General features: G+C 65.3%; 19 protein-coding genes and 1 tRNA gene. 11 read left to right on the top strand and 9 right to left on the bottom strand.

Annotated elements, in window-relative coordinates:
- Nucleotides 1–67: 67 nt before the first annotated feature.
- Together I2H36_RS13390 and I2H36_RS13385 are read right to left on the bottom strand one after the other, a co-directional pair.
- Nucleotides 68–143: transfer RNA gene (locus tag I2H36_RS13390), tRNA-Ala, on the bottom strand.
- Between the two features lie 81 nt (nucleotides 144–224).
- Nucleotides 225–614 carry a TIGR02300 family protein gene (locus tag I2H36_RS13385; RefSeq protein WP_036356504.1) on the bottom strand — a complete coding sequence of 130 codons (390 nt, stop codon included), beginning with the start codon at nucleotides 612–614 and terminating at the stop codon, nucleotides 225–227.
- Between the two features lie 180 nt (nucleotides 615–794).
- Between I2H36_RS13385 and aroA the strand changes: the two genes are divergently transcribed.
- From aroA to I2H36_RS13360, 5 genes are all read left to right on the top strand, one after another.
- Nucleotides 795–2,144, top strand: a complete 1,350-nt coding sequence (gene aroA, locus I2H36_RS13380; protein ID WP_196264403.1) for a 3-phosphoshikimate 1-carboxyvinyltransferase — start codon at nucleotides 795–797, stop codon at nucleotides 2,142–2,144.
- Nucleotides 2,145–2,152: 8 nt separating this feature from the next.
- On the top strand, nucleotides 2,153–2,779 hold the full coding sequence (gene cmk / locus I2H36_RS13375; protein WP_196264402.1) for a (d)CMP kinase: 627 nt from the start codon (nucleotides 2,153–2,155) through the stop codon (nucleotides 2,777–2,779).
- An 89-nt stretch (nucleotides 2,780–2,868) separates the two neighbouring features.
- Nucleotides 2,869–3,672 carry a DUF1194 domain-containing protein gene (locus I2H36_RS13370; RefSeq protein WP_196264401.1) on the top strand — a complete coding sequence of 268 codons (804 nt, stop codon included), beginning with the start codon at nucleotides 2,869–2,871 and terminating at the stop codon, nucleotides 3,670–3,672.
- A gap of 12 nt (nucleotides 3,673–3,684) precedes the next feature.
- Nucleotides 3,685–4,062 (top strand): methylglyoxal synthase, encoded by a 378-nt coding sequence (locus tag I2H36_RS13365; protein WP_196264400.1) that lies wholly within the window; start codon nucleotides 3,685–3,687, stop codon nucleotides 4,060–4,062.
- 116 nt (nucleotides 4,063–4,178) lie between these two features.
- Nucleotides 4,179–4,469 carry a hypothetical protein gene (locus I2H36_RS13360; protein ID WP_196264399.1) on the top strand — a complete coding sequence of 97 codons (291 nt, stop codon included), beginning with the start codon at nucleotides 4,179–4,181 and terminating at the stop codon, nucleotides 4,467–4,469.
- A gap of 29 nt (nucleotides 4,470–4,498) precedes the next feature.
- Here I2H36_RS13360 and hrpB read toward each other — a convergent pair whose 3' ends face one another.
- The 3 genes from hrpB to I2H36_RS13345 form a co-directional block, all read right to left on the bottom strand.
- A complete protein-coding gene (gene hrpB / locus I2H36_RS13355) occupies nucleotides 4,499–6,964 on the bottom strand; it encodes an ATP-dependent helicase HrpB (protein ID WP_196264398.1) in 2,466 nt (821 codons plus the stop codon).
- 38 nt (nucleotides 6,965–7,002) lie between these two features.
- Nucleotides 7,003–7,614: an HAD family hydrolase gene (locus tag I2H36_RS13350; protein WP_196264397.1), complete on the bottom strand. Its 612-nt coding sequence runs from the start codon at nucleotides 7,612–7,614 to the stop codon at nucleotides 7,003–7,005.
- A 135-nt stretch (nucleotides 7,615–7,749) separates the two neighbouring features.
- Nucleotides 7,750–10,041, bottom strand: coding sequence for an NADP-dependent malic enzyme (locus tag I2H36_RS13345; protein ID WP_196264396.1), 2,292 nt, complete (start codon nucleotides 10,039–10,041; stop codon nucleotides 7,750–7,752).
- Nucleotides 10,042–10,190: 149 nt separating this feature from the next.
- On the opposite strand from I2H36_RS13345, the gene mutS reads away from it, so the two are divergent.
- Nucleotides 10,191–12,905, top strand: a complete 2,715-nt coding sequence (mutS, locus tag I2H36_RS13340) for a DNA mismatch repair protein MutS (RefSeq protein WP_196264395.1) — start codon at nucleotides 10,191–10,193, stop codon at nucleotides 12,903–12,905.
- A 14-nt stretch (nucleotides 12,906–12,919) separates the two neighbouring features.
- On the opposite strand, the gene I2H36_RS13335 is transcribed toward mutS, so the two are convergent.
- A complete protein-coding gene (locus I2H36_RS13335; protein WP_196264394.1) occupies nucleotides 12,920–13,372 on the bottom strand; it encodes a response regulator in 453 nt (150 codons plus the stop codon).
- Nucleotides 13,373–13,697: 325 nt separating this feature from the next.
- On the opposite strand from I2H36_RS13335, the gene I2H36_RS13330 reads away from it, so the two are divergent.
- The gene (locus I2H36_RS13330; protein ID WP_196264393.1) at nucleotides 13,698–15,236 is read left to right on the top strand and encodes a YifB family Mg chelatase-like AAA ATPase; all 1,539 of its coding nucleotides are present in this window, start codon (nucleotides 13,698–13,700) and stop codon (nucleotides 15,234–15,236) included.
- A 176-nt stretch (nucleotides 15,237–15,412) separates the two neighbouring features.
- A complete protein-coding gene (olsB, locus tag I2H36_RS13325) occupies nucleotides 15,413–16,342 on the top strand; it encodes a l-ornithine N(alpha)-acyltransferase (RefSeq protein ID WP_196264392.1) in 930 nt (309 codons plus the stop codon).
- 5 nt (nucleotides 16,343–16,347) lie between these two features.
- Here olsB and queG read toward each other — a convergent pair whose 3' ends face one another.
- Nucleotides 16,348–17,406, bottom strand: coding sequence for a tRNA epoxyqueuosine(34) reductase QueG (gene queG / locus I2H36_RS13320; RefSeq protein WP_343234452.1), 1,059 nt, complete (start codon nucleotides 17,404–17,406; stop codon nucleotides 16,348–16,350).
- Between queG and I2H36_RS20435 the strand changes: the two genes are divergently transcribed.
- Nucleotides 17,356–17,493, top strand: a complete 138-nt coding sequence (locus I2H36_RS20435) for a hypothetical protein (protein ID WP_343234453.1) — start codon at nucleotides 17,356–17,358, stop codon at nucleotides 17,491–17,493. The genes queG and I2H36_RS20435 overlap by 51 nt on opposite strands.
- Here I2H36_RS20435 and I2H36_RS20075 read toward each other — a convergent pair.
- Nucleotides 17,490–18,182, bottom strand: coding sequence for a glutathione S-transferase family protein (locus tag I2H36_RS20075; RefSeq protein WP_246718802.1), 693 nt, complete (start codon nucleotides 18,180–18,182; stop codon nucleotides 17,490–17,492). The two genes, I2H36_RS20435 and I2H36_RS20075, sit on opposite strands and share 4 nt — an antisense overlap.
- Before the next feature lie 177 nt (nucleotides 18,183–18,359).
- On the opposite strand from I2H36_RS20075, the gene I2H36_RS13315 reads away from it, so the two are divergent.
- Nucleotides 18,360–19,157 (top strand): undecaprenyl-diphosphate phosphatase, encoded by a 798-nt coding sequence (locus tag I2H36_RS13315; RefSeq protein WP_196264390.1) that lies wholly within the window; start codon nucleotides 18,360–18,362, stop codon nucleotides 19,155–19,157.
- A 3-nt stretch (nucleotides 19,158–19,160) separates the two neighbouring features.
- A complete protein-coding gene (locus I2H36_RS13310; protein ID WP_196264389.1) occupies nucleotides 19,161–19,424 on the top strand; it encodes a hypothetical protein in 264 nt (87 codons plus the stop codon).
- On the opposite strand, the gene nth is transcribed toward I2H36_RS13310, so the two are convergent.
- Entirely contained in the window at nucleotides 19,421–20,164 is a 744-nt protein-coding gene (gene nth / locus I2H36_RS13305) for an endonuclease III (protein ID WP_196264388.1), read from the bottom strand. The two genes, I2H36_RS13310 and nth, sit on opposite strands and share 4 nt — an antisense overlap.
- Between the last annotated feature and the right edge of the window lies 1 nt (nucleotide 20,165).

The following is a 20,165-nucleotide window of genomic DNA, read 5'->3' as shown; positions in this document are numbered from 1 at the left end:
GAGACAAAGGGCTGAGCGCTCGCCGATCAACAAAAAAGCCGCCCGAAGGCGGCTTTTTGGAAGGATTTGGTGGAGCCAGGCGGGATCGAACCGCCGACCTCTTGCATGCCATGCAAGCGCTCTCCCAGCTGAGCTATGGCCCCATCCGAGCCGCGATGTATGGGGCACCGCGGTGGTCTCTTCTGAAATCAGAGGCGTCTCTATAGTCGCCTCCGATCCGAGGTTCAAGCCTCTTCGTCGTCTTCCAGATCGCTGTCGATCAGGTCGGACACGTCGTCGTCGCCCTCCTCCTCGTCTTCGAGGAAGGTGTCGTCATCGGCAACGTCGTCGGCCACCTCGATGTCGTCGTCGACCGGGATGTCCTTCTCGTTCTCGTCAGCCTCAACCTCGTCGAGGGAGACCATCTCCGGACCGGCCGCCTCGAGCTCGGTCTCGTCGTCATCGGCCACGGCAGCAGCGCGGGCCGCCACGGGAGCGGCGACGCGGGTCGTCATAGCGGTCGCCTGGAACACGGTGCCGCATTTCGGGCAGACCGCCGGGTCCTTGTTGAGGTCGTAGAATTTCGCGCCGCAGCTCATGCACTGGCGCTTCAAGCCGAGTTCCGGTTTGGCCACGGGTGATTGCCTTGGATAAGTGTGAATGGTTGGGAAGGCTCCGTTAGTCGGCAGGGCATGGCTTGTCAAATAGGAAATTGCAGCGGCAAGGGTCCAGCTTGACCCAGCTTGCGCGTGACGGCGGGAAAACCCCGTGTTAGGAGCCCGCCCAGACGAGAAGGCTCAAGGAACTCAAACACGATGTCGCACGCGCACGGAACGCCCTCCCCGGTCGCCAGCAGGTCCGGAACGCCCCTGAAAGGGCGCATCCGCGTTCCCGGCGACAAGTCGATCTCCCACCGCTCCATGATCTTCGGGCTCCTCTCCATTGGCGAAACCCGGGTCGAGGGCCTCCTGGAAGGCGACGACGTGCTGCGCACCGCCGAGGCCTGCCGGGCGCTCGGCGCCACCATCACCCGCGAGGGACCCGGCCGCTGGCGGATCGTCGGCGTCGGCATCGGCGGACTGACCGAGCCCAAGGACATTCTCGATTTCGGCAATGCGGGCACCGGCTCGCGCCTGATGATGGGCGTGGCCGGCAGCCACCCGATCACCTCGACCTTCGATGGCGACGCCTCGTTGAGAAAGCGCCCCATGCGCCGCATTCTCGATCCGCTGGTCCAGATGGGCGTGACCGTGGTGAGCGAGGCCGAGGGCGGGCGTGTGCCCCTGACCCTGCGCGGCCCCCGCGAGACTCTTCCCATCACCTACGAGACCCCTGCCGCCTCGGCCCAGATCAAATCGGCGATCCTGCTCGCCGGCCTCAACTCTCCCGGCAAGACCACCGTGATCGAGCGCGAAGCCACCCGCGACCACACGGAACGGATGCTGCGCCATTTCGGGGCGAGCGTGGAGGTTGCTCACCATGGCACTGATGGCCGCGCCATCACCCTGCAGGGCCAGCCAGAGCTGCGCGGCACGGACATTGTGGTGCCGACCGACCCCTCCTCCGCCGCCTTCCCCCTGGTGGCGGCCCTGATCACCCCCGGGTCCGACGTGGTGCTAGAGGGCGTGATGATGAACCCGCTCCGCACCGGCCTCATCACCACGTTGCTCGAGATGGGCGCTTCCATCGAGCGCCTGAACGAGCGCGACGAGGGCGGCGAGACGGTGGCGGACCTGCGTGTCCAGCACAGCAGGCTCACCGGTGTGACTGTGCCCCATGCCCGGGCGCCGGCCATGATCGACGAGTACCCGATCCTGGCCGTGGCGGCGTCCTTTGCCGAAGGCACGACCCGGATGCAGGGGCTTCATGAGTTGCGGGTCAAGGAATCCGACCGTCTGGCGGCCGTGGCGGCGGGTCTTGCCGAGGCCGGAGTCGCCTACGCGGTCGAGGGCGACGACCTCATCGTCCATGGCTCCGGCGGCAAAGCTCGCGGCGGCGGCAACCCGGTGGCCACCCATCTCGACCACCGCATTGCCATGGCATTCCTGGTCATGGGCCTAGCCACGGATGAGGCCATGACCGTGGACGACGGGGCCATGATCATGACCAGCTTCCCATCCTTCATCCCGCTCATGCGGGAGCTCGGCGCCACGATCCAGGATTGAGCCCGCCCATGATCATCGCCATCGACGGCCCTGCGGCTTCCGGCAAGGGCACCCTGGGCAAGCGTCTTGCGGAGCATTACGGCTTCGCCCATCTCGACACCGGCCTGCTCTACCGGGCCGTCGCCCGCGTGCTCATGGACAGGGACGCTCCCCTCACCGACCGGGAGGCTGCCACGGCCGTGGCGCAGAACCTTGACGTCTCGCACCTGGAGGACGATTCCCGCCTCAGAGGCGCTGCCATGGGCGAGGCCGCCTCGGTGGTCTCCGCCTATCAGCCGGTGCGTGACGCGCTGCTGGCTTTCCAGCGCCAGTTCAGCAGGCAGGAACCGGGCGCCGTGCTCGACGGGCGGGACATAGGTACCGTGGTCTGCCCGGATGCGGACGTGAAGCTGTTCATCACCGCGGCTCCCGAGGAGCGGGCACGGCGGCGCCATCTCGAACTCCTGCGGCGGGGCGAGCAGGCCGAATACGAGACGATCCTTGAGGACATCCGCCGACGGGACGAGCGCGACATGAACCGCAGCACGGCACCGTTGAAGGCCGCTACTGACGCGGTGACCCTCGACACGACCCATCTCGACCCCGACGCTGCCTTCCAGGCTACTCTCACAATCGTTGAGGGTAAGCATTCTTAAGCTCCCCTCTGGTCCGGGGGCAGCCTTGCCTTATTTCCAGAAGCTGGCACAGTTTTCCGACCAATACGGCTCCCGCAAAGGAGATTCCGATGGTTTGTTCCGGCTTCATCCGCCTTGCCGCAGCATTGGTCTGCCTATGGGGGCTTCTCGCCCTCCCGGCTCAGGCCCAGAGCGACACTGAGGTCGATCTCGCTCTTGTGGTCGCGGTAGACATCTCCTTTTCCATGGACACGGATGAGCAGGCCCTGCAGCGGGAAGGCTTCGCCCAGGCCTTCCGCTCTAAGCTCGTCCATGATGCGATCCGCGGCGGAATGCTGGGCCGGATCGCCGTCACGTATATGGAGTGGGCCGGTTCGCCGGATCAGAAGGTGATCATTCCCTGGACGGTGCTCGACAATTCCGAGAGCCTGATGGCCTTCGCCGACAGGATCGCTTCCACACCCTTACGACGGGCACAGCGGACCTCAATCTCCAGCGCCATCGACTTCAGCGTGAAGCTCCTGGAGGAAAGCGGTCTCACTGCGAACCGGCAAGTCATTGACGTATCCGGCGACGGCCCCAACAACCAGGGCCGTCTCGTGCTCGAGGCGCGCGATGCGGCGCTGGCCAAGGGCATCACCATCAACGGGCTGCCGATCATGCTGCGCCAGCCCGGCTACCTCGACATCCCCGATCTCGACGTCTATTACAAGGATTGCGTGATCGGCGGCCAGGGTTCGTTCACCGTTCCGGTGCGGGAGCGCGACCAGTTCATCGAGGCGATCAAAACCAAGATCCTTCTGGAAGTTGCCAACCTGATGCCCGGACAGACCCTGATCAGCCGCATCCAATCCCCTCAGCGCACCAACTGCATGGCCGGCGAAATGCAGTGGCGTGACCGCTGGAGCAATTGAGCTGTCCCTCCCATGAAGCAACTGACCCTGGCGCTCGTGGCCCACGACGCCAAGAAGGACGACATGGCCGCGTTCGTGGCCCTGTACGAGAACGATATCCGCCCGTTCACGCTTTTTGCCACCGGCACCACGGGCGCTCGGGTGATGGAGCGATGCCCTTCGCTTTCCGTCACGCGGCTGAAGAGCGGTCCGCTCGGCGGCGACCAGCAGATCGGCGCGATGATCGCGGAAGGCAGGATCGACGCCCTGTTCTTCTTCGTCGACCCGCTCTCGCCGCATCCGCATGACGTGGACGTGAAGGCGCTGATGCGTCTTGCCCTCGTGTATGACATCCCGATGGCCCTGAACCGCGCCACGGCGGGACGTCTGATCGAGTCGTTTCGAGATTAAGTTCGGGGCGGCTTCGTGAGCCGCATCGTGGAGTAACCGGAAATCCGCGTCAGACACTGCGTCATTGAAAGCAGAAGCATCGGACAGATATTTCTTGATCGATCGGACATGATGAGATGCCCCAACTTTCAGCAGAAGAGCGCAAGCGGCAGTCGCAGGCCCGCCGGGAGGCAAACGAGAAGGAACGCCGTGAGTATTGGGAGATCCTGATCGAGGGAACACGGGACGCGCATGAGAAGACGCGCCTGCTGTTCGATCAGCGGCAGGAGAACCTCTATCGGCGCCTCGAGGAACTCGAGCTGAACCTCAGGGATGAGATCCGCGAGCATGGACGGACAACCCGGATCTGGCTCGCTGTGCTCAGCGCTTTGGTCGTGATCATGACCCTCGTGGCTCTTTGGCTCTGAGTGGAGAGCCGAGAAGGGAGCCTTGGGAATCAAGTGCCTCGCGGCTTTGCACGCCGTGTCGGCGGCGCGGTCAGCGGATCCTCCGGCCAGGGATGCTTCGGGTACTGCCCACGCATATCGGCCCGCACCGCCGCCCAGGAGCCGCGCCAGAAACCCGGAAGGTCGCGGGTGATCTGGATCGGGCGCTGTGCCGGCGAGAGCAGATGCAGGATCAGCGGCACGCGCCCGGCCGCGATGGTGGGATGCTTGTCGAGACCGAACAATTCCTGCACCCGCACGGCGAGAACAGGCCCGTCCTCCGCGCCATAATCGATCGGTATCTGCGATCCGGTCGGCACTTCGATATGGGTCGGCGCCTCCGCATCAAGACGGCGCTGCAGGTTCCAAGGCATGAGGCTGCGCAGAGCCTCGCTCAGCAGGTCGGGACCGATCTCGCCGAGGCTGCTCATGCCGACGAGGTGTGGCGCGAGCCACTCATCCGCCGCGCTCGTCAGCGCCTCATCGGACAGGTTCGGCCACTCGTCGCCCTCGGCCTTGCGGAGAAACATCACGCGCTCGCGCCATTGCGCCAGAGCTTTTGAAAAGGGCAGCGCATCGAGCCCCAGCGAGACGAGCCCTTCGGCGAGCGCCCGCGCAGCCTCTTCCGTCGGCGGGACCTTCAGCGGCTGCTCGTTCAAGAGAAGAGCCCCTAGGCGCCGAACGCCGCGTGCTCGGAGAGCCTTTGCCGGCCGGTCGAAGGTGATCTCGTCGCGCTGCTCGATGGCATGGCCGAACTGCGCCTCGATCTCTTCAGGGGAAATGGCAGCCGCCGCGAGAATGCGCGCGGAGGCTGCGCCTCCGGCGATTTCGGCAACCGCCAGATAAGGCTCCTTCGCCAGCCGCTCGTGCGCTTCGAGCGAGGCGCCACGCCCATTCGCCATGAGATACTCGCCCGGCTTGCCGCGAGCCTTCGCGAGGCGGTCGGGATAGGCAAGTGTGAGAAGCGCGCCAATCGAGTGCGGCTCGCCTCTCGCCGCGCCGTTGCCGCCACTCGCCCAGCCCTCCGCCATGCGCCGCATGTCCTCCGCCCGCTTGGAGCGGTCGCGGCGAAAGCGCTCGACACGATCGGCAAGATCCGCTGCGTCGCCGCCCAGGCCGCGCTCGACCAGAACGGCAGCGACATCCGCCGCATCGCGGGCCTGCCCGCTCGCCCCGGCGAGCAGCACCATGCGGGCCAATCGTGGCGGCAGAGGCAGGTCACGCAACTTACGGCCGACCTCCGTGATGCGCCCATCGTCGTCGAGGGCACCGAGCTGCTGCAGCAGCGCCCGCGCCTCCTTCAGTGCAGGCACTGGCGGCGGATCGAGGAAGGCGAGCGACGTTGGATCGGCAACGCCCCAGGCGGCGCAATCGAGGAGCAGCGGCGCGAGGTCTGCGGAGAGGATCTCCGGGCGCCCGAACGGCTCCAAGGCTCCCGTCGCAGCCTCCTCCCACAGTCGATAGCAGACACCAGGTTCCGTGCGGCCCGCGCGACCTCGACGTTGATCGGCGGCGGCGCGGGAGACGCGCACCGTCTCAAGGCGCGTGAGGCCGATATTCGGCTCGTAGACCGGCACGCGGGCAAGGCCCGAGTCGATGACGACCCGCACACCCTCGATGGTGAGCGATGTCTCGGCGATGGAGGTGGCGAGCACCACCTTGCGCCGTCCGGGCTTGGCAGGGCTCACCGCCAAATCCTGCTCGCCACGCTCAAGCGCGCCGTAGAGCGGCGCGATGTCGACGGCGGGATCGACGATGCGCTCGCGTAAGATGGTCTCGACCCGGCGGATCTCCCCCTGCCCCGGCAGGAACACCAGAATGGAGCCGCCCTCAGCGCGAAGTGCACGCGTGACCGCATCCGCCACCTGCTCTTCGATGCGGCGATTGGGATCACGCCGGAGATAGCGGGTCTCGACCGGATAAGCGCGGCCTTCAGATTCGACGACAGGCGCCTCGCTCAACAACCTCGCCACACGTGCGCCGTCGAGGGTCGCGGACATGACGAGAAGGCGAAGGTCCTCACGCAGACCCGCTTGCGCATCGAGGGCCAGGGCGAGGCCGAGATCCGCATCAAGAGAGCGCTCGTGGAACTCGTCAAAGAGTACGGCCGCGATGCCTTCCAGGGATGGATCATCGAGGATCATGCGGGCGAAGACGCCCTCGGTCACCACCTCGATGTGCGTTCTGCGGCTCACCTTGGAGCCGAGGCGCACGCGAAGGCCCACCGTCTCACCGACGGTCTCGGCCAGGGTCTGCGCCATGCGGGCGGCCGCCGCGCGGGCTGCGAGACGGCGCGGTTCCAGCACGATGATCTTTCCGCCGTTCACCCAGGGCTCGTCGAGCAGCACCAGCGGCACACGCGTGGTCTTGCCGGCGCCGGGCGGCGCCACAAGCACCGCATTCGGCCGCGCCCGCAGGCTCGCCGTCAGGTCGCCGAGGACCGCATCGATGGGCAGGGAGGTGTCGAAAGTGCGCATGCTGCCTGATGGCTCAAGCAGAGCCGAAGGGCAAGCCGTCAAACCGGGAAGCCATACCCCCGAAGGTCGCCCGCCAGATCGATTCCCTCAACGCAATGGATCGCATGCATGCCCACACCACGGGCCGCCTCCACGTTGGGCTTTGAGTCGTCGATGAACACGCAATCCTTAGCCACAAGCCCATAGCGGTCGAGCAGGAGGTGATAGATGGCTGGATCCGGCTTCAGCAGGCGCTCGTCGCCCGAGACGATGATGCCGTCGAAGCCGGCGAGGAACGGAAAGCGCTCCTGCGCCAGGATGAGTTTGGGGCCGGAGAAATTGGTGATGCAGTAGTTCGGCACGCCCGCCTCGCGCAGGCGCTGGAGTAGGACCACATGATCGTCGAACACGCCGGAGACGGTCTCGTGCCAGCGCTCGTGGAACGCGCGAATATGCGGCTCGTGCTTGGGATGATCCTTGACCAGAAGGGCCACCGCCTCGTCCCAATCGCGCCCCCGGTCCTGTTCCAAGTTCCAATCATGGGTGCAGACATTCGACAGGAACCACTCCATTTCCGCCTCGTCATCGAAGACAGTGCGGTAGAGGTTGCGCGGATCCCAGCGCAGCAGCACATTGCCAATGTCGAACACCACGGTGGATGGCTTGCTCATGATAAGGCGATTCCTTCGTTTCCAATCAGGCATTTAGCCTGCGGAAAGCTCCAGCGCTACTCTCAGGAGCAAAGGGTTCCAAATTAGGCAGTGCGCACCTCCCTCAACACACCGGCATGAGGGAGGCGCCAAGTCCTACCCACCGATGTTGTAAGCCGCGAGTGCCGCCATGTTGACGATGTCGTTGTCGGTCGCGCCGAGCGAGACGATCTGCACCGGCTTGTCGAGGCCCACGACAAGGGGGCCCAGCACCATGGCGCCGCCGAGTTCCTGCAGCATCTTGGTGGAGATGGAGGCCGAGTGGAACGCCGGCATGATGAGCACGTTCGCCGTGTCGGTCAGGCGGCTGAACGGGTACTGCGCCATGACATCTCGGTTGAGCGCCACATCGGCCGCCATCTCGCCGTCATATTCGAAATCGACCCGCATGCCGTCCAGGATCTTCACGGCCTCCTGGATCTTCTCCGCGCGCTCCGCCTTCGGATGACCGAAGGTCGAGAACGAGAGAAGCGCCACGCGCGGCTCATAGCCGAGGCGGCGGGCGACACCGGCGGATTCGATGGCGATCTCGGCCAATTCCTGCGCGTCCGGCATTTCGTGTATGGCCGTATCGGCGACCAGCACCGTGCGGCCGCGCGCCAAGCAGAGCGAGACGCCAATGACCCGGTGGCCGGGCTTGGCATCGACCACGTGCCGCACATCGGCAAGGGCCGTCGAGTAGTTGCGCGTCGCGCCGGTCACCATGGCATCCGCATCGCCCAAAGCCACCATGGAGGCGGCGAAGTGGTTGCGGTCCTGGTTGATCATGCGCTGGCAGTCGCGGAACAGATAGCCCTTGCGCTGCAGGCGCTCGTAGAGGAACTGCGCATAGGTCGCGTTGCGATGGGACAGGCGCGCATTGTGGATCTCGATCCCGTCGCGGCCTTCGAGATCGATGCCGGCCTGCACCGCCGTCTCATGGATGCGGTCCTCGCGCCCCACAAGGATGGCCTTGCCGAGACCCTGGTTGACGAAGGACAAGGCGGCGCGGATCACCTGCTCCTCCTCGCCCTCGGCGAAGACCACGCGCTTGGGGAACTTGCGCACCCGCTCAAAGATGCGGTTGAGGGTACCGGCCACCGGATCGCGCCGGGCGGAGAGCTGCGCCTTGTAGGCGCGCATGTCGACGATGGGGCGGCGCGCCACGCCGGTATCCATCGCGGCCTTAGCCACCGCCATGGGGATCGTGTGGATCAGGCGCGGATCGAACGGCACGGGGATGATGTAATCGCGCCCGAAGCGCGGACGCGTGCCCTGATAGGCCGCCGCCACCTCGTCGGGCACATCCTCGCGGGCAAGCTCCGCGAGCGCATGGGCGGCCGCGATCTTCATCTCCATGTTGATCGTGGTCGCCTGCACGTCGAGGGCGCCGCGGAAGATGTAAGGAAAGCCCAGGACATTGTTGACTTGGTTCGGGTAGTCGGACCGGCCGGTGGCGATGATCACGTCGTCGCGGATGCGCGCCACCTCTTCCGGTGTGATCTCCGGATCGGGGTTGGCCATGGCGAAGATGATCGGGTTCGGTGCCATGGAGCGGATCATGTCATCGCTGAACGCGCCCTTCGCCGACAAGCCGAACACCGCATCGGCGCCGTTGAGGGCATCGGCCAGCGTGCGGGCATCGGTTTCGGCCGCATGACCCGATTTCCACTGGTTCATGCCCTCGGTGCGGCCCTTGTATATCACCCCCTTGGTGTCGCAGAGGATGACGTTGTTGGGGGCAAAGCCCATGGCCTTCAGAAGCTCGGTGCAGGCAATACCTGCGGCACCTGCACCGTTTACCACGAGCCTGGTCTTCGCCATGTCACGGTCGGTCAGATGAAGCGCGTTGATGAGGCCCGCCGCCGCGATGATCGCCGTTCCGTGCTGGTCGTCATGGAACACCGGAATGTCCATGAGTTCCCGAAGGCGCTCCTCGATGATGAAGCATTCCGGCGCCTTGATGTCTTCGAGATTGATACCGCCGAAGGAGGGGCCGAGATAGCGCACGCAGTTGATGAAGTTGTCGGCATCTTCCGTATCGACCTCAAGGTCAATGGAATCCACATCCGCGAAGCGCTTGAAGAGCACCGACTTGCCCTCCATCACCGGCTTCGAGGCCAGTGCCCCGAGATTGCCGAGGCCGAGGATCGCGGTACCGTTCGAGATCACCGCCACCATATTGGACCGGGTGGTGTAGTCGAAGGCCAGAGACGGGTTCTCGGCAATGGCCAGCACCGGCACCGCAACACCCGGCGAATAGGCCAGCGACAGGTCGCGCTGGGTCGCCATGGGCTTGGTCGGGACGACCTCGAGCTTGCCGGGGCGTCCTTGAGCGTGGAATTGCAGCGCCTCCTGGTCCGTGAAGGTGGGGCGTTTGCGGCGGGTCGGGCGCTGATCGTCGGTCATGAGGGTCCGATTCTTGTGATGCAGGGCGTTTCCTGAGGGGGATGCGACTTTAAGACATAGGATGCGCCTTCCTCAAGACTTGTCCACATGCGCCCTTCGGACCCCATGATACGGATGAACTGGGGCCGGAGCTTTGCTACACAGGACGGATGTCGTCCCAAGCCGCCTACAAATCCTCCGAGACCGCCCCATCGAACGCTGCGCCCGCGCAGGACAGCCGCGTCACGCCTATGATGGCGCAGTATATCGAGATCAAGGCCGCCAACCCGGACAGCCTGCTGTTCTACCGGATGGGGGATTTCTACGAGCTGTTCTTCGAGGATGCGGAGATCGCCAGCCAATCGCTCGGCATCGTTCTCACCAAGCGTGGCAAGCACCAGGGGCAGGACATCCCCATGTGCGGCGTGCCCGTGGAGCGGGCCGACGACTATCTCCAGCGCCTCATCGGCCTGGGCCACCGAGTGGCGGTCTGCGAGCAGACCGAGGATCCGGCGGAAGCGAAGAAGCGGGGTTCCAAGTCGGTGGTTCGCCGCGACGTGGTGCGGCTCGTCACGCCGGGCACGATCACCGAGGAACGCCTGCTGGAGCCTGGGCGGGCCAATTATCTGCTCGCCATCGCCCGGCGCCGGGCCTCCGATACGCAATGGTGCTACGGCCTGGCCGCCCTCGACATATCCACAGGCCATTTCGTGTTGAGCGAGACGGACGGCACCGGCCTCTCAGCCGAGATCGCCCGCTTCGAGCCCCGCGAGATCCTGGTGCCGGACGTCATTCACGACGATCCGGAGCTCAAAAACTTCTGGCAGGAGACCCGCGCCTCGATCACGCCCCTGTCCCGCGAGGGGCTCGATCCGGCCTCCGCCGAGCGTCGGATGAAGGATTATTTCGGAGTCGCGACCCTCGATGCCTTCGGGTCCTTCAGCCCCGCCGAGATCACGGCTGCGGGCAGTGCGCTGTTCTATGTCGAGAAGACCCAGATCGACAGCCGTCCGGTTCTCAACCCGCCCTCCCGCGATACCTCCGGCGCGGCGCTCGCCATCGATGCGGCGACCCGCGCCAACCTGGAACTGACCCGCACCCTGTCGGGCGAACGGGCGGGCAGCCTGCTCGCCACCATCGACTGCACGGTGACGCCCGGCGGCGCCCGGTTGCTGGCCGAGCGGCTCGCCGGCCCCCTCACCCATCCGGGCCTGATCCGCGACCGGCAGGATTCCGTGACGGCGCTCGTCGAGAATGGCGACCTGCGCGACCGGCTGCGGCGCATCCTCAAGCGCTCGCCGGATCTGGCCCGCGCCCTGTCACGGCTGAGCCTCGGACGCGGCGGACCGCGGGATCTGGCCTGCGTGCGCGACGGCCTGTTCGCCGCGCGCGAACTCGGGCTTGAGCTGGCGATCGCGCCCAATCTGCCGAGAGAGCTGTCGGAGGCCGCGCAGGTGCTCCAAGACCTGCGCACGGACGTAGCTGACCGACTGAGCGCGGCTCTCGCCGACGAGCTGCCGCTCTTGAAGCGCGACGGCGGCTTCATCCGCGCCGCGTTCGACGCAAATCTCGACGAGTTGCGCGAGCTGCAGCAGGATTCACGCCGCTTCATCGCGGCACTCCAGGCGCGCTACGCCACCGAGACAGGCTGTCGGGGCTTACGGGTCAAGCACAACCACATGATCGGCTACTTCGTGGAGGTGCCGCAGAATGTGGGCGAAGATCTGCTGAAGGAGCCCTGGAAGGACACCTTCGTCCATCGCCAGACCATGGCGGGCGCCATGCGTTTCTCCACCATGGAGCTCGGCGAGCTCGAGTCGAAGATCGCGTCCGCGGCCGACCGAGCGCTGAAGATCGAGCTCGCGCTGTTCGACGAGATGGTGCAGGCGCTTCTCGATCTCACGGGAGAGATCGCGGCGGCGGCCGAGGCCATCGCCGTCATCGACGTGACGGCGGCGCTCGCCGATCTCGCCATGCGGCTCGACTGGACACGCCCCGTGGTCGATACCGGCCTCGCCTTCACGATCAAGGGCGGCCGTCATCCCGTGGTCGAGGCCGCGCTTAAGCGCGAGGGCGTTCCATTCATCGCCAACGATTCGGATCTCTCCGGCAAGGACGCAGGCCACATCCTGCTGATCACCGGCCCGAACATGGGCGGCAAGTCGACTTATCTGCGCCAGAACGCCCTCATCGTCGTGCTGGCCCAGATGGGCGCCTACGTGCCGGCTAAGCAAGCCCATATCGGCATCGTCGACCGGCTCTTCTCCCGGGTGGGTGCCGCCGACGACCTGGCGCGCGGTCGAAGCACGTTCATGGTCGAGATGGTGGAGACGGCCGCCATCCTCAATCAGGCCACGGCCCGCTCGCTCGTGATCCTCGACGAGATCGGCCGCGGCACCGCGACCTTCGACGGGTTGTCCATCGCCTGGGCGGCCATCGAGCACCTGCATGAGACCAATCGCTGCCGGGCGCTGTTCGCCACCCATTTCCACGAGTTGACGGCACTTGCCGAGCGGATGGCACGCATCTCGAACGCGACCCTGAAGGTTACGGAATGGAACGGTGAGGTGGTGTTCCTGCACGAGGTCGTGCCCGGCGCCGCCGACCGCTCCTACGGTCTGCAGGTGGCGCGACTCGCGGGTCTGCCGACCCAGGTCGTCGACCGGGCGAAGACGATCTTAAGCGAATTGGAGAGATCCGACCGGGAGGCCCCGAAGCGCGCGTTGCTCGACGACCTGCCGCTCTTTGCCGTGCCCGTCCGCAACGAACCGCGTGCAGTGCCGAAGCAGGATGCCCTGCGGGAATCGCTCGCTGCTCTCGATCCCGACCAGATGACCCCGCGGGAGGCGCTCGACGCGCTCTACCGGCTCAAGTCACATGGGTAGCGGCAAGATCCTGTTCAGGACATTTGGGAGCTACGCTGGCGGGTTGCCGGACCGAAAGGGACGAAGGTCACCGTTCGCGCCTCCTGAGCTTCGCGCGACTGACCGGCCATTACATAGGCGAGGGCTTCTCGCACGCCGCGCTCCGTATAGGGCTTGGCGATGACGCCCCAGGCGCCTGCAAAATCCTCCGGAATCCGCTTGGCATTGGCCGTCATGAAAAGCACCGTGACCCCATGCTCATTGCTGAGATGACGCGCCACGTCGACGCCCGTGGGGCCGTCAGACAGATGAATATCGACGAAGGCGAGATCCGGCTTGAGATCGCGGCCGAGCGAAAGGGCGTCCTGGGATGAGGCTGCGATCCCCACCACGTCGTGCCCCAGATCCTGGAGCAGGCTTTCGAGTTCGAGCGCGATCAGGATTTCATCCTCAACGACGAGGATGCGCAAAGGCTTATCGCTACTCAAACTTCGTCTCCTCCGCGACAGCGGACACGCCAGTCTCTGCCCGTGTACCTGGCTTCCGATCACGCCAAGTCAACGGCCCTTTCAATCGACGGATCAGCATCGCGGCTTCAGCGAAAGAGAATCGATCCGTGTCATGAATGGCCCCTCCCGGACAGTCTTTTCGGAGACATGGTCGCCTTACAGCTTTCTCCGTGCAGTTGGACTCAACGCTTTTCTGAGGCAGCGGTTCCGCACAAAAAGTGGGTCTCCACCTCAAAATAAAGCAACACTATCGCGTTTCAAAAGACCACGCTAACATCCGGGCTTTGCGAGAGGTCTGAGCCGGATGGTGACGCGCGTTTCCACTGTTGCGTTCGAAGGAATTGAGGCGCGGACGGTCGATGTCCAGGTTCAGATTTCGCCTGGTGCGGTCGCTTTCACCATCGTCGGCCTGCCGGACAAAGCAGTGGCCGAATCCCGCGAGCGGGTCCGCTCGGCCCTGATCGCCTCGGGCCTCGCCCTTCCGGCTAAGCGCATCACGGTCAACCTTGCCCCGGCCGATCTGCCGAAGGAAGGCAGTCATTACGATCTGCCCATCGCCCTTGCGGTCATGGGGGCCATCGGGGCTATTCCGGCCGACGCCTTGGGCGGCTTCACGGTATTGGGCGAGCTGGCGCTCGATGGCTCGATCACCGCTGTCGCGGGCGCACTTCCCGCCGCCATGGCGGCCCATGAGCGTGGGCATGGCCTGATCTGTCCTGCCGCCTGCGGCTCGGAGGCCGCCTGGGCCGGCAGCGACATCGACATTCTGGCGCCCCGCTCCCTGATCCAGCTCGCCAACCACTTTAAGGGCGCCCAGGTGCTGGCACGTCCCGAGCCTGCCATCATGCCGGCCTCCGGTGTCCTGCCTGACCTCAAGGATATTAAGGGGCAGGAAAGCGCCAAGCGGACCCTCGAAATCGCGGCGGCCGGGGCGCATAACCTCCTGATGAACGGCCCACCCGGCGCCGGCAAATCCATGCTGGCCCAGCGGCTGCCCTCCATCCTGCCGCCGCTCTCGCCGCGGGAGCTCCTAGAAGTTTCGATGATCCAGTCTGTGGCGGGGCTGCTGGCGGAGGGCGCCCTGTCGGACCGCCGCCCGTTCCGGGCTCCGCACCATTCGGCCTCCATGGCAGCCCTGGTCGGCGGCGGCCTCAATGCACGGCCCGGCGAGGCTTCGCTCGCCCATCACGGGGTGCTTTTCCTGGATGAGTTGCCGGAGTTCCAGCCGCAGGTGCTCGATTCCCTGAGGCAGCCGCTGGAGGCGGGCGAGATCCTGATCGCCAGGGCGAACCACCGGGTCACGTATCCTGCCCGCTTCCAGCTCGTCGCCGCCATGAACCCTTGCCGCTGCGGACAGGCAACCGAGCCCGGCTATGTCTGCCGCCGACAGCCGAACGAGCGCTGCATCGCGCAATATCAGGCCCGTCTCTCCGGCCCGCTCCTCGACCGCATCGATCTCGCCATTGACGTGCCGGCCGTGACGGCGGCCGACCTGATCCTGCCCGCTCCATCCGAGGGCTCCGCCGACGTTGCGGCCCGGGTGGCCCAGGCCCGCCAGCGGCAGGCCAAGCGCTATGCGGCCCTGAACCTTGATGGCGTGACGACGAACGCTGCCTGCCCGCCGGCGCTTCTGGAGGACGTGGCGCAGCCCGACCCGGAGGGCCTGTCCCTGATCCGGGATGCAGCCAATGCTATGCGCCTCTCCGCCCGCGGCTTCCACAGGGTGCTGAAGGTGGGCCGCACCCTGGCCGATCTCGACGGGGAGGAGCGGGTGCGGCGCATCCATATCGCCGAGGCTCTCTCCTACCGGGCTCACGGGGATCGGCGCCCGGCTGCTGCTTAACGAAAGGGCGAGGCCTTTCACCCAGCTTGTGAATCCCCGGACCGGCTCCGATATTTTCCACGGGCACAGATATGTTTTCTGTCACAAAACAGTTTGGAACAGGTTCTATGTCATAGCGGAAGCGGAGCGGCGTCAGCCACGATCCGGCGCCGGTCAGACGATTCTTTGGGGCAGTGATGAGCGATTATCTTTCGAACCATGAAGCGGCTCGTTCCGCTCCTAACGGCTCGCGCCTTGACGGCCTCAGGTTCATGTCCGGCGGCGACAGGATCGTCCGTGATTATGGCAGCCTCGATCCCGTTCTTGGCTGGATCGGCTCCCTCGAGGTCCGTCTGGCGACCACCACCAAGGAGATCAGGCGCGCCCAGAATCTGCGCTTCAAGGTGTTCTACGAGGAGATGTCGGCATCGCCCAGCGGCGCGGCTCTGATCTCCCGCCGCGACGTGGACGAATATGACCGCATCTGCGACCACATCCTCGTTCTCGATCATGATGTGAAGGCCAAGCCCTTCCGCCCGGCCAAGCCCAAGGTGGTGGGCACCTACCGCCTGCTCCGCCAGGAGATTGCCGAGCGGAATAGTGGTTTCTACACCCGGGGCGAATACGATATCGCACCGCTCCTGAAGGCTCATCCCGGCTTGCGCTTTCTTGAACTCGGCCGCTCCTGCGTGCTCAAACCCTATCGCAACAAGCGCACGGTCGAATTGCTGTGGCACGGAATCTGGGCCTATGTGCTCCACCACCGCATCGACGTGATGATGGGCTGCGCCAGCCTGGAGGGCACGGATCCGCGGGCGCTGGCGCTTCCCCTGAGCTTCCTGCACCACTATGCCGCCGCGCCGACCGCTTGGCAGGCCAGCGCCCTGCCGGAACGCTTCACCCCCATGGACATCCTGCCTAAGGAAGCCATCGATCCGAAGGCTGCCCTGCACGCCCTGCCGCCCCTGATCAAGGGCTACCTGCGCGTCGGTGCGACCTTCGGCACGGGCGCGGTGATCGACCGGCAGTTCGGCACCACCGATGTGCTCGTGCTCCTGCCCGTCTCGGCGATCAACCCGCGCTACATCGACCATTTCGGCCCGACAGCGAATCGCCACGCCGCCTGAGCTGGTCAGGCTACAGCCTCGACTCGTCCCGCCATCGCCCGGTGCCATTCCTCGCGCACATCCGGATCGCTTTCCTGCTCCAGCCGCTCCGCGGCATGACGCACTATTGCGTCGGACCGCAGCAAGCGCCCGAGCGCCCAGACCGCCATGGCACGCACCAGCGGCGATGCATCGTCCAGCAACCGCTCTGCCTCTGCGGCGAGGCTCGCGTCGCTCGAGTTGCCGATGGCGATCAGCACATTGCGGATGAACCGGTCGCGGCCCGTGCGCTTGATCGGCGTGCCGGCAAAGCGAGCGCGAAAGGCAGGATCGTCGAGGCGGGCGAGATCCGCCAGCGGCAGGGCGGCGAGATCCTCCCGCTGCACGAGCCGCGCCTCGCGGCCTGCCTGCGCAAACTTGTTCCAGGGACATACGGCGAGGCAGTCGTCGCAGCCGAAGATGCGGTTGCCGATGCCGGAGCGCAGCTCTTCGGAGATATGCCCTTTATGCTCGATCGTGAGATACGAAATGCAACGACGCGCATCGAGCTGGTAGGGCGCCGGGAAGGCGTTCGTCGGGCAGATGTCGAGGCAGCGGCGGCAGGAGCCGCAATGGTTGCGCTCCGGCTCGTCGGCAGGCAGTTCCGCCGTGGTGAAGATGGCGCCGAGGAACAGCCAGTTGCCGAGCTCCCGCGACACGACCACCGTGTGCTTGCCCTGAAAGCCGAGGCCCGCCGCTTCGGCCAGCGGCTTTTCCATCACCGGCGCCGTATCGACGAAGACTTTCACGTCGGAAGAGGCCTTCGAGGCCAGGAAGCCCGCGGCTTCCTTGAGCTTGCCTTTGATCACATCATGGTAGTCGCGGTTGCGGGCATAGACCGAGATGTAGCCGCGATCTTTGTGCGCGAGTTCTGCGAGAGGGTTGCTGGCCGGGCCGTAGTTCAGCCCGAGCAGGATGACGCTGCGCACCTCCGGCCAGAGGGCGCGCGGATCGGCGCGGCGCTCTGCCGTTTCAGCCATCCACTCCATGGAGCCATGATGACCGGCTTCGAGCCAGGCTTGCAGACGCTCCGGCGCGAGCGGGATCGAATCCGGCCGAGCGATGCGGATGGTGTCGAAGCCCAGTGTCTTGGCACGCTCGACAAAAGCGCGCTTGAGGGCTTGCCCGTCTAAAAGTCCAGATTGTCGTAATGGTCCGCCGGCGCCATGCCCGGCACCCGGTCCGCCAGGAGCGTGCGAAAGGACGGCCGGGACTTGATCCTGGCGTACCAAAGCTTCGCTGTCTCGTCCTCGTTCCATGGCACGTCGCCGAGATAATCCACCACCGACAGATGGGCCGCCGCCGCCAGATCCGCATAGGTCATCTGGTCGCCGGCAAGCCAATTCCGCTTGGAAATCAGAAAACCGATATATTTGAGATGGTATCGCACATTGGTCTGGGCGGCGCGAATCGCGCCCATATCCGGCGGACCGCCCCCCAGTTCGCTCGGCATGAACCGCTTATAGATCTTTTCTGTGGCGAGGTAGTCCGAGACCTCGCCGTGGAACTTGACCAGGAACCAGTCGAGCAGGCGGCGCACCTCGACCCGCCCGGCGAGATCCGCTGGCAGAAAACGGCGATCCCGAAGATCCTCCCCGCGCGTCTCGTCCAGGTATTCCGCGATGCCCATGGGGCCCGGCACCGCGAGCCCGTTGCTGTCGAGGAAGAGCGGCAGGTTGCCGGCCGGGTTGATCTCCAGATACGGGATGCGCCGGTCCCACGGCTTCTCCTCGACCACATCCGGTTCAAGGCCGAGTTCCGCCAGAATAAGGCGTGCGAACCGCGACTGCGGGCAAAAGGGATAGGAATGCAGGGTGGCCATGAATGATGCTGACGCGAAACAGGCGGCAAGAATAAGGCCGTGCTTCGTTAAGGGTTGGTAAGGAATATTGGTGAATCTCATGTCTCTGACGCAGAAGGGTCGCGCCTTGGGCGCAAACCTTTCTTGACAGACGTGGAGGCGCTCCCGCATCTGGCGCCGTTCTCAGGATTTTCAACGATGTCGCAAATCATCGAGGCGCTCTTTCTCGGCCTCATCGAAGGGCTGACGGAGTTTCTCCCCGTCTCCTCGACCGGCCACCTGCTCCTCGTCGGCCACTTCCTCGGCTTCGAGTCGACCGGCAAGACCTTCGAGGTCCTGATCCAGCTCGGCGCGATCCTGGCGATCCTGTCCGTCTACTTCAACAAGCTTTGGTCGATCGCCAGGGCCCTGCCGCACGATCCGATGGCGCGCCACTTCGTCATCGGCGTGCTGGTGGCCTTTCTGCCCGCAGCCCTGATCGGCGCCGTTCTGCACGGCTTCATCAAGGAAGTTCTCTTCGACCCCTGGATCGTGTGCATCACGCTGATCGTCGGCGGCTTCGTGCTGCTCGCCATCGACCGGATGCCGCTCGAGGCGACGAAGACCGACGCGACCCGGTTCTCCCTGTCGATGTACCTCAAGATCGGCCTCATCCAATGTGTGGCCATGATCCCCGGCGTGTCGCGCTCCGGCGCCACCATCGTGGGCGCCATGCTTATGGGCGCCTCGAAGCGCGCAGCCGCGGAGTTCTCGTTCTTCCTCGCCATGCCCACCATGGCGGGCGCCTTCGCCTACGACCTGTTGAAGAATTACAAGATCCTCTCCGCCAACGATGCCGCGATCATCGTGGCGGGTTTCATCACAGCCTTCGTAGCGGCCCTCATCGTGGTGAAGATGCTGCTCGACTACGTGTCCCGGCACGGCTTCACGCCGTTCGCCTATTGGCGCATTCTCGTCGGCGCCGCGGGTCTCGCGGGCCTCATGGTCTACGGCTGATCCATGCTGTCGCGCGACGAGGCTCTCGCCGTCACCCTGTCCATTGCGGTCGCGCTGCTCGTTGCAGCGTTCGCGATCATTGCGAGCGCAACGGCGGTGTCTCAAGCTCCGAGCCAGGGCTCGGCTCCGGGGCCATCCTGCGCTGAATGGACCGATAGCTGCGTCGTCTGCCGCCGCGTTCCCGAAGGGTTGGCCTGCTCGACGCCCGGCATTGCCTGCGTCCCCAGTGCACCGCGTTGTCTGAGGCCCGCTGGCGTTCCGATTTAAGGAATCGTCTTGTCCGGATACCGGCACAGGTCATTGACCGGGCAGCGCCAGCATTCGGGCTTGCGCGCTTTGCAGATGTAGCGGCCGTGCAGGATGAGCCAGTGATGAGCGTGGAGCCGGTACTCGTCCGGGATCAGCTTTTCGAGGGCAGCTTGCGTGTCCAGCGGCGTCTTGGTGATGGCGAGCGGCAGGCGGTTGGTGACGCGGAAGATATGCGTGTCGACCGCCACCCGCGGATCGCCGAACGCGATATTGACCACGACGCTTGCGGTCTTGCGCCCGACGCCCGGCAGGGTCTCCAGGATCTCGACGGAATTGGGCACCTCGCCGCCGAACTCCTCCACGAGGCGTTTCGCCATCGCGATGACGTTTTTCGCCTTGGTGTTGAAGAAGTTCAGCGTCTTGATGTGCTGGCGCAGGCCCTCCTCGCCCAGCTCCATCATCTTCTCCGGCGTGTCGGCCACGGGGAACAGGTTCTTCGTCGCCTTGTTGACGCCCACATCGGTCGCCTGGGCCGAGAGTGTCACGGCGACGAGCAGCGTATAGGCATTGGTGTAGTCCAGCTCGCCTTTGGGCTCGGGATTGGCCGCGTGCAGGCGGCGGAAGATCTCGACCATCGTGGCCCGGTCGACGGGCTTCGGCACGCGGGAGCGCACGGCCCTGCTGACGGATTTCGCCGGAACGGTGGGCTTCTGTTGAGGCTTGGAGCTGCGGCGGGCTGGCGGCTTCAGATCGGACATT

Origin of the sequence: Microvirga terrestris, assembly GCF_015694425.1 — a bacterium.
Lineage (GTDB): Bacteria > Pseudomonadota > Alphaproteobacteria > Rhizobiales > Beijerinckiaceae > Microvirga > Microvirga terrestris.
This window is presented reverse-complemented; position numbering and strand designations above follow the sequence as displayed.